The sequence below is a fragment of the Ureibacillus sp. FSL E2-3493 genome, from assembly GCF_038077515.1.
Classification (GTDB): Bacteria; Bacillota; Bacilli; order Bacillales_A; family Planococcaceae; genus Ureibacillus; species Ureibacillus halotolerans.
In genome coordinates this window covers 2,208,887-2,226,103 of sequence record NZ_JBBOPK010000001.1, presented here as the reverse complement: position 1 = coordinate 2,226,103, position 17,217 = coordinate 2,208,887, and the positions used below count along the sequence as shown (strand labels likewise).

General features: G+C 36.5%; 14 protein-coding genes. 12 read left to right on the top strand and 2 right to left on the bottom strand.

What is annotated here, in order from left to right; translation table 11 throughout:
* The first annotated feature begins 120 nt into the window (after positions 1–120).
* From ruvA to MHH69_RS11470, 6 genes are all read left to right on the top strand, one after another.
* A complete protein-coding gene (gene ruvA, locus MHH69_RS11495) occupies positions 121–741 on the top strand; it encodes a Holliday junction branch migration protein RuvA (protein WP_122973218.1) in 621 nt (206 codons plus the stop codon).
* A gap of 14 nt (positions 742–755) precedes the next feature.
* Entirely contained in the window at positions 756–1,760 is a 1,005-nt protein-coding gene (gene ruvB / locus MHH69_RS11490; protein WP_122973219.1) for a Holliday junction branch migration DNA helicase RuvB, read from the top strand.
* Between the two features lie 17 nt (positions 1,761–1,777).
* Complete coding sequence (gene queA / locus MHH69_RS11485; RefSeq protein ID WP_122973231.1) at positions 1,778–2,818, top strand: tRNA preQ1(34) S-adenosylmethionine ribosyltransferase-isomerase QueA; 1,041 nt, start codon at positions 1,778–1,780, stop codon at positions 2,816–2,818.
* Between the two features lie 60 nt (positions 2,819–2,878).
* On the top strand, positions 2,879–4,024 hold the full coding sequence (gene tgt / locus MHH69_RS11480; protein WP_122973220.1) for a tRNA guanosine(34) transglycosylase Tgt: 1,146 nt from the start codon (positions 2,879–2,881) through the stop codon (positions 4,022–4,024).
* 135 nt (positions 4,025–4,159) lie between these two features.
* Positions 4,160–4,420 carry a preprotein translocase subunit YajC gene (gene yajC, locus MHH69_RS11475; protein ID WP_122973221.1) on the top strand — a complete coding sequence of 87 codons (261 nt, stop codon included), beginning with the start codon at positions 4,160–4,162 and terminating at the stop codon, positions 4,418–4,420.
* A gap of 127 nt (positions 4,421–4,547) precedes the next feature.
* The gene (locus MHH69_RS11470) at positions 4,548–5,198 is read left to right on the top strand and encodes a DUF421 domain-containing protein (RefSeq protein ID WP_341362378.1); all 651 of its coding nucleotides are present in this window, start codon (positions 4,548–4,550) and stop codon (positions 5,196–5,198) included.
* Here MHH69_RS11470 and MHH69_RS11465 read toward each other — a convergent pair.
* Positions 5,169–6,686, bottom strand: coding sequence for a putative polysaccharide biosynthesis protein (locus MHH69_RS11465; RefSeq protein ID WP_122973223.1), 1,518 nt, complete (start codon positions 6,684–6,686; stop codon positions 5,169–5,171). The genes MHH69_RS11470 and MHH69_RS11465 overlap by 30 nt on opposite strands.
* A gap of 92 nt (positions 6,687–6,778) precedes the next feature.
* On the opposite strand from MHH69_RS11465, the gene MHH69_RS11460 reads away from it, so the two are divergent.
* The 6 genes from MHH69_RS11460 to dtd all read left to right on the top strand — a co-directional run bounded on the left by MHH69_RS11460 (position 6,779) and on the right by dtd (position 15,496).
* Positions 6,779–7,096, top strand: coding sequence for a post-transcriptional regulator (locus MHH69_RS11460; protein ID WP_122973224.1), 318 nt, complete (start codon positions 6,779–6,781; stop codon positions 7,094–7,096).
* Between the two features lie 171 nt (positions 7,097–7,267).
* A complete protein-coding gene (secDF, locus tag MHH69_RS11455) occupies positions 7,268–9,532 on the top strand; it encodes a protein translocase subunit SecDF (protein WP_341362377.1) in 2,265 nt (754 codons plus the stop codon).
* Positions 9,533–9,709: 177 nt separating this feature from the next.
* Positions 9,710–12,046 carry a single-stranded-DNA-specific exonuclease RecJ gene (gene recJ / locus MHH69_RS11450; RefSeq protein ID WP_341362376.1) on the top strand — a complete coding sequence of 779 codons (2,337 nt, stop codon included), beginning with the start codon at positions 9,710–9,712 and terminating at the stop codon, positions 12,044–12,046.
* Positions 12,047–12,062: 16 nt separating this feature from the next.
* Positions 12,063–12,575 (top strand): adenine phosphoribosyltransferase, encoded by a 513-nt coding sequence (locus MHH69_RS11445; protein ID WP_122973227.1) that lies wholly within the window; start codon positions 12,063–12,065, stop codon positions 12,573–12,575.
* A 258-nt stretch (positions 12,576–12,833) separates the two neighbouring features.
* Entirely contained in the window at positions 12,834–15,029 is a 2,196-nt protein-coding gene (locus tag MHH69_RS11440) for a RelA/SpoT family protein (protein ID WP_341362375.1), read from the top strand.
* A gap of 17 nt (positions 15,030–15,046) precedes the next feature.
* Complete coding sequence (gene dtd, locus MHH69_RS11435) at positions 15,047–15,496, top strand: D-aminoacyl-tRNA deacylase (protein WP_341362374.1); 450 nt, start codon at positions 15,047–15,049, stop codon at positions 15,494–15,496.
* Positions 15,497–15,533: 37 nt separating this feature from the next.
* On the opposite strand, the gene MHH69_RS11430 is transcribed toward dtd, so the two are convergent.
* Positions 15,534–17,159, bottom strand: a complete 1,626-nt coding sequence (locus MHH69_RS11430; protein WP_341362373.1) for an SH3 domain-containing protein — start codon at positions 17,157–17,159, stop codon at positions 15,534–15,536.
* Positions 17,160–17,217 lie beyond the last annotated feature (58 nt).

The window sequence follows — 17,217 nt, the reverse complement described above, 5'->3', positions numbered from 1 at the left end:
TTTAGGTTTCCTACTTTCAAACGAGCACTATACAATGAGCAAAAAGATATCGTAGTATTTGTTCGGGTGAATACCGAACAGTATGCTATAATTTAAAGCAGTGAATGTGGGGGAATGACAATGTATGACTATATAATTGGCCAAATTAAACGGATAACGCCAGAATATGTTGTGGTAGAGCAACAAGGAATTGGTTGGCAAATCTTTACACCTAATCCCTTTGCCTTTCGCATAAAAGAAGATATGCAACAAATCTTTTTACATATGCATGTTAGAGAAGATGCCCATATGCTATTCGGATTTCGCTCGCTGGATGAACGGGAGTTATTTAGAAAACTTATTCAAGTATCAGGAATAGGACCAAAAGGGGCATTAGCTATTTTAGCAAGTGGTAACCCGTCTCAGGTCATATCTGCCATTGAAATGGAAGATGAAGCATTTCTAGTTAAGTTCCCTGGAGTTGGCAAAAAGACGGCTCGTCAAATGATCTTAGATTTAAAAGGAAAATTAGGATCATTACTTGAACAAGTAGAATTACCAAGTGCAGAAGATGAATTGCCACTATTTGGTGTTAATCCAAATAAACAAGAATTAGAAGAAGCGATGTTAGCGTTAATAGCCCTTGGGTATTCGGATAAAGAGTTGACAAAGATTAAGCCGAAGTTAGAAGAAAATGACCAGTTAACGACAACAGAAGCTTATATGAAACAAGCTTTACAACTATTGCTAAAAGTGAAGTAAGGAGGGAGTGATTTATGTCCGATCGAATCATTTCAAGTGAGGCAAATCAATATGATGAACAATTTGAGATGTCTCTACGACCTCAAAAGCTTTCTCAATATATTGGTCAACATAAGGTAAAGGAAAATTTGAATATTTTCATCGAAGCAGCAAAGCTCCGACAAGAAAGTTTAGACCATGTATTATTATATGGGCCACCGGGATTAGGGAAAACAACATTAGCTTCCATCATTTCCAATGAAATGGATGTCAATATTCGTTTAACGAGTGGTCCTGCTATTGAACGTCCTGGCGATTTGGCAGCTATTGTCAGCTCCCTCCAACCAGGGGATGTCTTATTTATCGATGAAATTCATCGTCTTCCTCGTTCTATAGAAGAAGTTTTATACCCGGCTATGGAAGACTTTTGTTTAGATATTGTTGTCGGAAAAGGACCAGAAGCGCGCTCCATTCGTTTAGATTTACCACCTTTTACGTTGGTCGGTGCGACGACAAGAGCGGGAGCATTGTCAGCGCCGTTACGAGATCGCTTTGGTGTATTATTAAGACTGGAATATTATGATGAGGAAGCGTTAGAAGAAATCGTATTACGTAGCAGCGAGCTGTTCAATGTGGAAATTGAACGACTTGCTGCAAGAGAAATTGCTCGTCGTTCAAGGGGAACACCGAGAATCGCCAATCGTTTATTAAAAAGGGTACGGGATTATGCCCAAGTGATTGGAGACGGGAAAATTTCCCTTGCTATTGCAAATCAAGCCCTTGAATTATTACAAGTCGATTCCAGAGGACTTGACTATATTGACCATAAACTAATCATTAGTATGATTGAACGATTTAAAGGTGGACCTGTTGGGCTAGATACGTTGGCTGCTTCCATTGGGGAAGAACGTTTAACCATTGAAGATGTTTATGAACCTTTTTTAATGCAAATTGGGTTTATTCAACGTACACCACGGGGACGGGTTGCAAGCCAACTAGCCTATGAACATTTTGGTTATACTTATCCAGAACAAATATAATGAAAGAAGATGTAAAAATGAAAGTTGAAGATTTTGATTTCTATTTACCTGAAGAACTTATTGCTCAAACACCGTTAGAGGATCGTACAGCTAGTCGATTAATGATAGTAGATCGGAAAACTGGTGAAGTGGAGCATAGTCAATTTAAACATATAGTTGATGAACTACAAAAAGGGGACTGTCTTGTACTAAATAATACGCGTGTCATGCCTGCAAGACTTTTGGGAGTAAAGGAAGAAACAGGTGCCCATATTGAAGTATTATTGCTTAAACAAGGTAATAACGATGAATGGGAAACCCTTGTTAAACCAGCAAAACGTGTGAAAGTCGGTACTGAAATTTCCTTTGGAGATGGCTTACTAAAAGCGACTTGTATCGGTGAATTAGATCATGGCGGTAGATTATTTAAATTTAACTATGAAGGCATTTTCTACGAAATATTAGATCAGTTAGGAGAAATGCCACTCCCACCATATATTCACGAAAAATTAGATGATCGGGAACGTTACCAAACGGTTTATTCTAAAGAAATTGGTTCTGCTGCCGCTCCAACAGCAGGATTACATTTCACAAATGAAATTTTAGACCAAATTAAAGAAAAAGGTGTAGAAGTTGTTTTCATTACATTACATGTTGGACTTGGAACATTCCGTCCAGTCAGTGTAGATTCCATTGAAAACCATGATATGCACTCGGAATTTTATAGTGTATCGGAAGAAGCAGCAGAAGTTATTAATCGAACAAAGGCGAATGGTGGGAAAGTTATTGCTGTTGGTACGACATCAACACGTACGTTAGAAACGGTTGCCCATAAATATAACGGTGAAATTCGCGCGGAGCAAGGGTGGACAAATATTTTCATCTATCCTGGCTTTGAATATAAAGCGATTGATGGATTAATTACAAACTTCCATTTACCAAAATCTACTTTAGTAATGTTAGTAAGTGCCCTTACAACTAGAGAAATTATATTAAATGCGTATAATAAAGCTGTAGAAGAAAAGTATCGATTCTTCAGTTTCGGAGACGCAATGTTTATTCGACCAAATCGATCTTAATTTTTATTAATGATATATAACGGATTTTTACTTTAAAAGAAGAGAGGATTTTTTTCACCTATGACAAAACCAGCCGTAACATATGAATTAATTAAAACATGTAAGCAAACTGGTGCCAGACTGGGGATTGTTCATACACCCCATGGTTCTTTTGAAACACCTGCTTTCATGCCAGTTGGAACACAAGCTACTGTTAAAACAATGTCTCCAGAAGAATTAAAGGAAATGGATGCAGGCATTATTTTATCGAACACATATCATCTATGGCTTCGACCAGGGAATGATATTATAAAAGAAGCGGGCGGACTACATAAATTTATGAACTGGGATCGTCCCATTTTAACGGATTCTGGTGGTTTCCAAGTATTTTCACTAAGTGAATTTCGTAAAATTGAAGAAGAAGGCGTACATTTCCGTAATCATTTAAATGGAGACAAGCTTTTCTTAAGTCCAGAAAAGGCAATGGAAATTCAAAATGATTTAGGGTCTGATATTATGATGGCCTTTGATGAATGTCCTCCATATCCAGCATCATACGAATATATGCTAAATTCTGTGGATCGTACGACTCGTTGGGCTAAACGTTGTAAAGAGGCCCATGCCCGTCCAGAAGATCAAGCATTATTTGGAATTGTACAAGGTGGGGAATACGAAGATTTACGTAAACGGTCTGCAGAAGCCCTTGTGGAATTGGATTTACCGGGTTATGCCATCGGTGGATTGTCAGTTGGTGAACCAAAAGAAATTATGAACCGCATGTTGGAATATACAACACCATTACTACCTGATAATAAACCTCGTTATTTAATGGGGGTAGGTTCTCCAGATTCTTTAATTGATGGAGCGATTCGCGGTGTTGATATGTTTGACTGTGTATTACCGACTCGTATTGCCCGCAATGGTACATTAATGACTTCAGAAGGTCGTTTAGTGGTGAAAAATGCGAAATATGCCCGAGATTTCAGCCCGATTGATCCAAATTGTGATTGCTATACTTGTAAAAACTATACACGGGCTTACGTTCGTCATTTAATTCGTACAGAAGAAACATTTGGTATTCGTTTAACAACATATCATAACTTACATTTCTTATTAAAATTAATGGAACAAGTAAGACAAGCGATTCGTGAAGATCGTCTAGGCGATTTCCGTGAAGAATTTTTTGAGAAGTATGGTTTTAATAAACCGGATGCGAAAAACTTCTAAAAATTGTAAGAGTATCGTCAATAATATGGCGATTTGAGAAAAATATGATTATTTGTAGAAAAATAATCGTTTCAAATCGCTTTTTATAACCATTTTATAATATACTTAAAAATGAGGTTTGAAAGGAGTGTATATATGGAACAACTATTAGGTTTATTACCAATTCTTATTATGTTCGTTGCGATGTGGTTTATTTTAATCCGTCCAGCACAAAAAAGACAAAAAGCAACGGCACAAATGCAAAGTAATTTAAAACGTGGAGATCAAGTTGTAACAATCGGGGGACTTCATGGTGAAGTTGACGCGATAGAAGATACAGCGGTTTATATCATCGTTGATGGAAAAACACGTTTAAAATTTGAGCGTCAAGCAATTGGTCGCGTCATTACACAATAATTCATTGAAAGCTTACTAATTTGGACATGCTCCAAATTAGTAAGCTTTTTTCATTTCTCTAATATACAAATTCATGAATAGTAACCCTCCTTTGTGCTCACAATGGGGAAAGGAGGGTGTGTGAAAAATGGAAATGTATGGGGAAATCATTTTAAGAACCGTGTTTTTATATATTTTCATATTAATTGTTTTCCGTATGATGGGCAAAAGGGAAGTAGGCGAACTAAGTATAATGGACTTAGTCGTCTTTATATTAATTGCTGAATGTGTCGCCTTTGCATTAGAAGATGTTGACAAACCTATTTTTCAAAACATACTTCCCATTATCATTTTATTTGTCATTCAATATATCAATTCACTCATGACATTAAAAAATAAAAATGTCCGTGATTTAATAGATGGAGATCCTTCCCTTATTGTTGAAAAAGGGGTTATTAATCAAGAAGAGATGAAAAAACAACGGTATAATTTAGATGACCTGTTTCAACAAATGCGTGAAGAAGGAGTCCCATCCATTCAAAGTATTGATTATGCATTTTTAGAACCATCGGGTAAATTATCGATATTTCTAAAAAATGAAGATCCACTTATTTTACCCCTTGTTGTTGATGGTTATATTGTGGAAAAACATTTGAAATTAATGAAAAAAGAACGTTCATGGCTTCTGGAAAAGTTAAAGGAAGCCGGTTATGAAAAAATTGATAATGTTTTTTACTGTTGTTATGAAAATGACAAAATTCACGTTCAATTAAAGACGACGGGAAATGATCGAAGTTAAATATTTAAAATCACTTATTTTAATTTGATTCGTTAAAATTAATAACAACGTAAGGATGATTAAAGTTAGCGCACTATTTGTCCAAAAATCGAAGGAAGAATTAGAAATTAAATACGTTTGAATAAAACTTGTTAAAATAAAGATTCCATAAGGGACAGCGAAGAATCTAAAACCTGCACTAATCATTTTATGTCCACGTAGTGTTGCCATATGTAGGAAGGAAGTAATTAATACACCAAACCCTATGGCGATAATAGCTCCAAACTCTCGAATAAATGGTTGAGAGGCTAGTACAAACATAACAAACAATTTAGCGAGTCCGCCGTAAATGGAGTTCATCATAGCCGGTCGTGCTTCATCCACGGCTTGTAAAATGGATTGCAATGGACTTTGAATGTAGTAAAAATAAAAAATTGGAGCTAATATTCTCATAAATCCACGATTTTCTTCAAGATGGAATAGTTTCATCGCTAGTTCATCCCCATGTATAAAGAAATAAGTAGCTGCATAACAGCCAATAAGGGATGATAAACGTAATGAAATACCAATCCGTTCATTTAACAAATTATAATTACTTCTTGCAACAGCGTCGCTAACAGCTGGGATTAATACAATCGCAAGGGCATTCGGGATAAATGACGGAAATAGTAGTAAAGGAACATGGACCCCTGAAATAACACCGTACAATGTTGTAGCGCCAGCAGCCGTTAATCCTGAAACGGTTAACGCTTTTAAAAATACAATTGGTTCTAAAAACCATGTAAAAGTGCCAAATAATCGACTACCTGCCGAAGGAACAGCTATCCGTAATAATGGTAATGCAGGATACGCTTTTGTTGAATCGGTTTTCTTCGGCTTTTTTTTCTTTAATCTGTAATGAATGTACAAATAAACTAAAGAAAATACTTCTCCAACCGCTGTAATACCCATCGCATAAGTAGCAGTTAACGCTGGATTTTCTGGAGTAACGAAAAATGGTAACAAAAAAGTAATGAGTGAAATTCGAATAATTTGTTCAAGCATTTGTGACCAAGCCGTTGCCGAAATAACGGCGATCCCTTGAAGATATCCCCTAAACAACCCAGAGAAAACAACAATTGGCACAGCACCAAGGGCAACATATAATGTCAATTTCGTCCCATCATTATGTAAAAGTGTCCCAGCTAAATATGGTATAAATAAATAAAGTAATGGGGTGAAGATAATAATGGAAAGAATTGACCATCTTGTGGCAGTTGTCATAACCGATTTAAGTTGTCCATCTTTTCGTTTTGCATGAAGTTCGGCTACGACTTTAGCAACCGCTAAAGGAATTCCTAACTGTAAGATGGAAATAAAGAATATAAAGGCCGGATAGGCGGTCATGTAAATCCCTACGGCTTCTTCTCCCGCAATCCGCATGAACTGCATTCTATATACAAATCCGAACATTTTAGACAAAAAAATAACAACGGTCAAAAACAATGTTCCCTTAACAAATGAACCCATTCATTCAATCCCTTCTCATTTCAAGAAATTTCAGATACAATATTTGTATGCTTAGTGGTCGTTAGTTAAAACTACTGGTTGGGGGGATTGTCATGATTCAGTTCGAACAGCTATACAAACAAGTTTTACCGGTATTACAAAGCAAAGTGGAAGAGATTAAGTATTATGAATATGATGGTATTTCGTTAGAAGATCTTTGGAATTTTTGTATTCAAAAAAAATGGAGAAAACAAAAAATAGAAGATCTACGCGTATATGAAATAGTAGAAACGATATACGGGATTAAACCTTCGGAAATTGTTAGTCATTTTCAAATTCAACAATTTCATTCCGCCAATTGGTTTAGTGACGTAAGTCAAGAAGAGTTGCAAGAACTATTAAAATCAAAAAGTACGAACGAAGAGCAGTAAACCCATGGCATTGGTTTGACAGTTGGACAAAGGTGTCTCATAATATGTTTGGTACATAGACTAGTTTGGCCAGTTGTAAAACGAAATAAAAAGCATTAATCACTTTGACAAAAACGTAGTTGCGTTTTTTGTGTTTACGTTTATGTAAACACAATTGAGGAGGACTTAAAAATGAAGCAAAAAAGCCGTATTTTTACTTTTGTACTCGTTGTAGTTGTATTATTAGCTGGGATTGGTACGACGGTACAAGGGATTTTAAAAGATGTAAAACTCGGCTTAGATTTACAAGGTGGGTTTGAGGTTTTATATGAAGTAGAACCACTAAATGGTGAAAAAATAACACAAAGCATCCTTACAGATACGACAACCGCTCTATCGAATCGTATTGACCAATTCGGTGTTAGTGAACCGAGCATTCAAGTTGAAGGAGACAATCGTATACGTGTTCAATTGGCAGGGGTTGATGACCAATCTTCGGCTCGTGAATTGTTGTCTTCTACAGCGAATTTAACCTTCCGAGATATTCATGACAATTTATTATTAGATGGTACGGATTTAAAAGAAGGGGGTGCAGCAGCTTCCTTTGATCAGCAAAATCGTCCAATCGTTACGCTTACATTAAAAGATGCATCGAAGTTCGCTGAGGTGACGAAAAAAATATCGGAAATGCCGGTGGGCGAAAACTTATTAGTTGTATGGATGGACTTTGAAGAAGGTGTCGATTCATACGCAAAAGAAGTACAGAAGGAAGATCCGAAATTTGTTTCTGCCGCTTCAGTTGATCAAGTTTTAAATACAACAGACGTAATGATTAGTGGTAATTTTACCGTTCAAGAGACGAAGGATTTAGCTAGTGTTTTAAATGCGGGAGCTTTACCGGTAAAATTAACTGAAAAATATTCAACATCCGTTGGTGCACAATTTGGTGAAGAAGCGTTAAAAAGTACAGTATTTGCTAGTGTTGTTGGGGTAGTCTTAATCTTTATTTTCATGTTGTTGTATTATCGATTACCTGGATTTGTATCCATTATCACTCTAGTAGTCTTTACTTACTTAGTATTAGTTGTATTTAACGCTATTAATGCCGTATTAACGTTACCGGGTATCGCAGCATTAGTACTCGGTATCGGGATGGCAGTGGATGCGAACATATTAACTGCGGAACGTATTAAGGAAGAACTTCGAGTAGGGAAAACGATTCAAGAGGCATATCAATTAGGTTCTAAACAATCGTTAACAGCGATTATTGATGCCCAGTTAACAACTTTACTTGCAGCTGCTGTATTATTTTTCTTTGGTAATAGTTCAGTTAAAGGGTTTGCGACTACTTTAATGATTACAATAGTTTTAAGTTTCGTGACTGCCGTTTGGTTATCTCGAATGTTAATCGGTCTACTTATTAAAAGTGGTTATTTCAACAGTCCATTCTTTTACGGAGTTCGTAAAAAGAAAATTCATGATGCATCTGAAGGGGTATCTACTTTAGATTTATCAACAAATTTTGATCGATTTGACTTTGTTCATAACCGTAAAAAATTCTACAGTTTATCGATCATTATCTTATTAGTTGGTGTAGTCATAATAAGTATATTTAGATTAGACTTAGGTATCGATTTCTCTAGTGGTACACGGGTAGAGATTATGGCGGATGAGCAAGTCAATCAAGATGAAATAAAAGATTATATCGATGAAATTGGGTTCCCATCGGAAGATATCGTCATCTCTGGTGAAGAACAAAATACGGCTGTTATCACTTATAAAGATGACTTATCTCAAAAAGAGATCTTAACTTTTAAATCGGAAGTATTAGAAGATTATGGACATGAGCCAAATGTAAGCACTGTATCTCCTACAGTAGGACAAGAGCTTGTGAAAAACGCTATTTATGCCCTTGTTATTGCTGCCATCGGAATTATTATTTATGTCGCATTCCGATTCGAATGGAGAATGGGATTAGGAGCTATTGCTTCATTAGTACATGATGTATTCTTTATGGTTGCCATCTTTAGTGTTTTCCGTTTGGAAGTAGATATTACCTTTATAGCTGCCGTTTTAACTATCGTCGGTTATTCGATTAACGATACAATCGTTACCTTTGACCGGATTCGTGAAAACGTTGATCGAAAAGGTGTTATTAAAACGAAAGAAGAATTGGCGGATATTGTTAATAAGTCTCTTCGTCAAACGATGTCCCGTTCAGTAAACACAGTATTAACAGTGATTATTGTCGTAGTAGCATTGTTAATCTTTGGAGCACCTGCTATTCAAAACTTCTCCATAGCGCTATTAATTGGATTAGTTACAGGGATGTATTCTTCAATCTGTATTGCCGCACAAATTTGGTATACATTAAAGTGTCGCCAAATGGACAAAAAAGGTACAGTTGTGGAGAAAAAAGAGAAAAAGCAATGGGGTTCAGACGAGCCTGTTGTTTAATAGAGAAAGTGAATAAAGTGTGGATAAAGTCATGTTCGACTTTGTCTACACTTTTTTCTTTTGAACATAATCGATGATTTATACTATCCCTTTGTAATATTTCTCAATTTATCTATTTTTAAAGATTAGTAGAAGCGTTCCATTTTCGGTATAATGAAAAATTGAGGATGTGACAAAATGATCGAATCAACGAAGAAATGGATTGTTGAACAACCGAATGAAGAAAACATAAATGAATTACAAAAGGAATTAAATATTTCATCCATTGCAGCAAAAATATTAATTGCACGGGGTTATACATCTGTTCAGGAAGCAAAATCCTTGTTGCAAATGGATGAAAGTCAATTACATAGTCCATATTTATTAAACGGTATGAAAGAAGCTGTAGAGCGTATAGAGAAGGCTTTACATAATGGGGAGAAAATATTAATCTATGGCGATTACGACGCCGATGGGATCACGAGTACGACCGTTATGATGAATGTTTTATTGGATTTAGGAGCGGATGTAGACTTTTGTATTCCAAACCGATTTGACCACGGATATGGTCCAAATGAGGAGCTCTTCCACAAGGCATACGAGAACGGTGTACAATTAATTATTACAGTCGATAATGGGATTAGCGGGATAGAACCGATTCGTATTGCAAAAGAGCTTGGAATGGACGTGATCGTTACAGATCATCACGAGGCTGGAGATGTGCTACCACCTGCGGATGTCATCATACATCCCCGTGTTCCTGAAGGTCATTATCCTTTCGGTGAGTTAGCAGGAGTAGGAGTTGCCTTTAAATTAGCCCATGCACTATATGGGGAAGTACCAGAGCATTTATATGAATATGTAGCTATTGGAACTGTAGCTGATTTAGTACCTCTCGTAGGAGAAAACCGTTATATTGTGCAACAAGGTATAAAACATTTAAGAACATCTTACAATCCATGGGTACGCGCCCTTTGTGAAGTAACGAGTGTGAAACAGCATGAGATTGACGAAGATTCCATTGGGTTTTATTTCGGACCTCGTCTAAATGCGATTGGACGTTTAGGTGATGCTGATCCGGGTGTAACATTTTTAATGAGTGAAAATGATTTGGATGCAGCAGAAGGGGCAAAACTTTTAAATAAGAAAAATGTGGAGCGTAAAGAAATCGTCCAATCTATAACGGAAGAAGCGATTCACATGATTGAAAAGGATCCAAACATATCGAGTTCTTTAGTCCTCGTAGTAGCTAAAGAAGGTTGGAATCCAGGTGTTATTGGAATTGTAGCTTCCCGATTAGTGGAAAAATATTATCGTCCGACTATCGTTTTATCATTAGATCCGATCAAAGGGACGGCGAAAGGTTCTGGTCGTAGTATTGAAGGTTTCCACTTATATCAAGAGTTAGCGAAAAACCGCGAAATCTTGCCCCATTTTGGTGGTCACCCGATGGCAGCAGGAATGACCTTTGCCCTTGAACATGTCGATGAATTACGTAAACGTCTTCATAAACAAGCGGAAGAAGTATTAACAGCCGATATGTTAACACCGAAATTAAAGATCGATGTACCTGTAGAGTTAAGTGAAGTAACGGTTGAGTCCGTTGAAGAAATTAAAAAGCTTGGGCCCTTTGGAACAGGTTTTGCAAAACCGATCTATGCACTACAAAATGTACAAGTACGTTCGATGAAAAAAATTGGTTCAGGTGAAAATCATTTAAAAATGGAGCTAGAGGATGCCTATGGTACAATTGATGCTATTGGCTTCGGTAAAGGTCATCTTTATGATGAAATTACGTATGGTGTAAAGTTATCCTTTGTTGGGGATTTACAAATTAATGAATGGCAAGGAAATAAAAAGCCTCAATTGATGATTTCGGATGTTCAAACGAAGGAATGGCAGCTGTTTGATTATCGTGGGAAAAACCAAGTACAAAAATGGATTCATACTCTTCCGCAACAAAATTGTACCTTTATTGCCTTTAATCAAAAAACGGTTGAACATTTCAATCAAGATTTAGGGAATAGCGATATTCATTTTATAACGGAGCAATCTGTATTCAACCATCATTCATCTTATGTGGTTTTGTTAGATTTACCACCAAGTATGGAATTGCTTGAAAAATATATTCAACAAGCACAGCCAAAGAGAATTTATGCGGTTTTCTACACACCGGAATCGAAATTTTTTAATGGAATGCCGACCCGAGAGCAGTTTGGCTGGTATTACTCCTTCTTGAAAAAACGTCCAGGATTTAATTTGTCCATTCATATGGAACGGTTATCTCAACATATTGGATTGAATTTGGAAATAATTAAATTTATGACAAACGTGTTTTTTGAGCTAGGTTTTGTTACAATAGAAAATGGTCTGACGACTGTAAATATAAATGCGCCAAAGCGTTCTCTTTCAGAAGCGACAAGCTATAAAAAAAGAGTGAAACAAATTGAAATAGAACAAAAGCTTTTGTATGCACCATATTTAGAATTAAAACAATGGTTTAACGAACGAATGAAGGAATATCTTTATTCCTAAGGAGGACAAATTAATAATGGATTTAAAGCAATACGTAACAACTGTAGAAAACTGGCCGAAAGAAGGCATTAGTTTTAAGGATATTACAACAATTATGGATAATGGACCAGCATTTAAATTTGCTGCCGACAAAATTGTTGAGTTTGCAAAAGAAGTAGGGGCAGAAGTGATTGTAGGACCTGAAGCGCGCGGATTTATTATCGGGTGCCCGGTTGCCTATGCTCTTGAAATCGGATTTGCACCGGTACGTAAAGAAGGAAAACTTCCACGTGAAGTCGTACGTGTTGAATACGGATTAGAATATGGACAAGACGTTTTAACAATGCATAAAGATGCGATTAAACCGGGACAAAAAGCATTAATCGTGGATGATTTATTAGCAACTGGCGGCACAGTAGATGCAACGATTCAATTAATCGAAAAATTAGGCGGCGTTGTAGCTGGTTGTGCATTTATTATTGAATTAAAAGACTTAAATGGTCGTGACAAAATCGGCAATTACCCAATCAAGACGTTAATTGAATATTAATCATTTCAAGGAAATATTCCGTTTACATTCGGGATATTTCCTTTTTTCATTCGATTATTAGCTGCTCACCAATTTTTGGATTCGTAATAAAATAATTGAAATAAGGTTTTATTAAAAGTAAAATAATGTTCGAAAAATGTTCGAATTTGTCGTATTTCTGAAATGATTTATGTAGTTATCTTTACTTTTTGTACATATTTTTTATACAATTAAGATTATATATTAAATTTGAAAATTTTTTAGCAAGGTGGACAACTAATGGCGAAAGAGCAAATTTTGACGCCCGAAGATGTATTCGCGCTCGTCAAAACATATATGAACGATGAACATGTTGCCTTCGTAAAGAAAGCCTATGAAGTAGCAAATGAAGCCCATAAAGAACAGCTTCGTAGTTCAGGGGAACCATATATTATTCATCCTATACAAGTTGCAGGGATTTTAGCTGAGCTCCAAATGGACCCAGAAACAGTTGCTGCAGGTTTTCTTCATGATGTCGTAGAGGATACTTCTGTTACACGGGATGATTTAGTAAATGAATTTAATGAAGAAGTAGCGATGTTAGTTGATGGCGTAACAAAGCTCGGGAAAATTAAATATTTGTCGAAAAAAGAGCAACAGGCAGAAAACCATCGAAAAATGTTTGTTGCGATGGCTCAGGACATCCGCGTTATTTTAATTAAACTTGCTGACCGTCTTCATAATATGCGAACGTTGAAACATTTATCCGCTGAAAAACAAAGACGTATTTCCAATGAAACGTTAGAAATTTTTGCACCACTTGCTCATCGCTTAGGAATTTCAAAGGTTAAATGGGAGTTAGAAGACACAGCTTTACGTTATTTAAACCCACAGCAATATTATCGAATCGTCAGCTTGATGAAAAGAAAACGCGTTGAACGAGAAGCGTATTTAGAAAATGTTATGGATGAAGTGAGATCCCAACTGACTGATGTCGAAATAGAAGCTGAAATATCCGGCCGACCGAAACATATTTATAGTATTTATCGAAAAATGGTTTTGCAAAATAAACAATTTAATGAAATATATGATTTACTGGCTGTACGGGTTATAGTAGATAGCATTAAAGATTGCTATGCAGTACTTGGAATCGTACATACACTATGGAAACCGATGCCAGGAAGATTTAAAGATTATATTGCTATGCCGAAGCAAAACTTATACCAGTCCCTTCATACAACCGTTATCGGTCCTTATGGTGATCCGTTGGAAGTACAAATTCGAACGCGTGATATGCACCAAATTGCAGAATACGGGATCGCGGCTCACTGGGCTTATAAAGAAGGAAAATCTGTTTCCAATAAGGAAAGTATTGACCAAAAGTTAACTTGGTTCCGTGAAATTTTAGAGTTCCAAAATGAATCGTCAAACGCTGAGGAATTTATGGAGTCTTTAAAATTTGATTTGTTCTCAGATATGGTTTACGTCTTTACACCAAAAGGGGAAGTCATTGAACTACCGTCTGGTTCTGTTCCAATCGACTTTGCTTACCGAGTCCATTCAGAGGTCGGAAACCGTACAATTGGAGCAAAAGTAAACGGTAAAATGGTTCCGTTAGATACGCCGTTAAAAACAGGGGATATAATTGAAATTTTAACGTCGAAACAATCCTTTGGACCAAGTAGAGACTGGTTGAAAATCGCCCAAAGTTCCCAAGCAAAAAATAAAATCAAACAATTCTTTAAGAAACATTTACGGGAAGATAATATCGTGAAAGGAAAAGATCTCATTGAAAAAGAGATTAAATCCCAAGATTTCGATATTAAAGAAGTACTTTCTGCCGAAAATGTAAAACGTGTCTTAGATAAATTAAATTATACAAATGAAGAAGATTTGTATGCTGCTGTTGGTGTAGGTGGAATTACCGCTCAACAAATTGTCAACCGACTCGCTGAAAAGAAACGCAAAGAGCGGGAACAGGAAGAAGCCTTAGAAAAAATCGTAAAGGAAATGCAAAATCCTTCTACGAAAAAACGTAAAACCGAATCAGGTGTTATCGTGAAAGGCATTGATAATCTATTAATTCGCTTATCCCGTTGTTGTACGCCTGTACCTGGAGACGAAATCGTTGGTTTTATTACAAAAGGTCGAGGTGTTTCTGTCCATCGTTCAGATTGTCCGAATATACAAGAAGGGGACAATATGGATCGCTTAATTGAGGTCGAGTGGGAGCATAGTCAAGCGCAAGTACGAAAAGAATATCCTGTAGATATTGAAGTGTCTGCCTTTGACCGCCCTGGTATATTAAACGATGTAATGCATGCAGTTAGTGAGGCGAAAACAAATATTTTAGCTGTTTCTGGGCGGGCAGATCACGATAAAATTGCAACGATTCATTTAACAATTGCGATTTCAAATCTTTCAGGATTACACAAAGTAGTAGAAAGAATTAAACAATTACCAGATATATATTCCGTTCAACGGGTCATTAATTAGTAGACGAGGTTTAATGAATGAGAGTAGTTATTCAAAGAAGTAAACAAGCATCGGTTACGGTTGATGGTAAAGTAACTGGTGCTATCGATTCAGGATATGTATTATTAGTTGGATTAACCCATACTGACACGTTAGAAGATGTACGCTATGTGGCAAAGAAAGTGGCGGAAATTAGGCTATGGGAAGATGATCAAGGTAAAATGAATCGTTCCATTGTTGAACATGGTGGCGATATTTTATCTGTTTCCCAGTTTACTTTATACGGGGATACTCGAAAGGGTAGAAGACCGAGTTTTATAGAGGCAGCAAGACCTGAAGCCGCCTTACCTTTGTGGGAATCATTTAACGAAGAGCTTAAAGCTTTTGGCCTTCACGTTGAAACAGGTATTTTTGGTGCAATGATGGATGTTGCACTAATTAATGACGGACCTGTTACAGTAATTGTTGAATCAAAGCCAAAAGAATAATAGGATAAAAAAGAGTTGCTCAAAATGAGCAACTCTTTTAATTTTCTAGTTGTGCATCAAAATAATCTAATATCCCTTGGTAAATTCCTAAAGTCGCCTGTTCGCGATAATAATCCGTTGTCACGATTCGCTCTTCACTTGGATTACTTAAGTAGCCTAATTCGATTAAAATGGCCGGTTGTTTATTTTCACGAGTAACTAAATAATTTCCAGGTTGAACACCACGATCTCGTATGGTTACCTTTTCTGATAGACCATTATGAACATATTCTGCTAACTCCTGTTGGTAACTATTCGTGTAGTATGTTGTAAAACCAGAAATAGAGCTATCTTCTGTCGCGTCATAATGAATACTAATAAAAGCATCTGCCCCGTTTTGATGGGAAATGGATACCCGTTTACGTAAATCAACATATATATCTGACTCACGTGTTAATATAACATCTGCGCCAGCGGAACGTAATTTGGATGTAAGTAATTCCACCGTCTTTAAGTTAATATCCTTTTCTTCAGTTCCACTTACTCCAGTTGTTCCTCTATCATTACCACCGTGACCTGGATCAATAACAATTTGAACACCCTTTAACGTTCCTTTTTTTCGTTGTTCTTTAGGTTCCTGCTGCTGAGTTGTATCTTCAGAAATAGCCACCTCTTCATCTACTGATACAACCCAATTTGCTACATAGGCAGAAGTGTTCTTGTCCAACTCTACCTCGTACCAATCATCCTTTGTGGAGAGTATAGGATATTTCTCTCCCGCATTTGCACGAAGGACTACATTGGATGAAGTAGAAGGTACCTCACGAAGGTTTGTACCATTATAAATAATCGTTACGGTACTTTGGTCAGTAGAAGGTGTGTCTGATGTTGCAGCCGTAGGAATTTTTTCAATTTCTTGAAAATGTCCGTAAAAACTATAAACCCAGCCTTTTTCTTTACCGTGTTGAATTTTAACCCAATTATTTTCCCGATCAAGTACTTCATATTGTTCGTTCTTTTTTGCAGTACCGATTTTTTTGGAAGATAAGTCTGGTTTTTTACGTACATTCACTGCATCTACGGCAATTGTAAATAGTTTAGGATTTACTTCAGCGCTTGTTTTCGCAGATTTAGTTGACGAAGTTTCATCTTTTACGCTTTCCGATTGTTCAGTTGTATGCTTTTTATTCTTTGTTACATATTCTGATGAAACCCAGCCGACAGTTCCGTTATAAGAAATTTTTACCCAATCATTTTCAGTTGCTAAAACTTCCGCTTCATCACCTACGTTTAATTGGTTTAATACTGGGGATGAAATCGACGCCTCTGCCCGTATATTCAAATGATCTACTTGGGATATGACGGTACTAGCAGGTTGTTCCGTTTCAGAATTTTTTGGAGTGGAAGTTAACCATGAGGCAACCCACCCTTCAACATTGTTCACTTTAACGTGATACCAATCATCTTGCTCTTCAATAAAGGTTAGCTCTTCACCTTGTTTTAATGTTTCTAAAATTGGATAGGATAGTCCAGGACCTTCTCTTAAATATAAAATTTCCGCAGAAACAATTAAATCCGGTGTATCTTCATCTGATGCAAATGCATGTGTCTCATATGTATAAGGAAACAGCAATGAACAGATTAAGATGAAGGCCAAAAAACAATTGATTCCCTTTCGTTTCATCTAATCCCTCCTGTTCATTCATAATTTTGTAAGGAGATGCATAACCATATTTACTCTT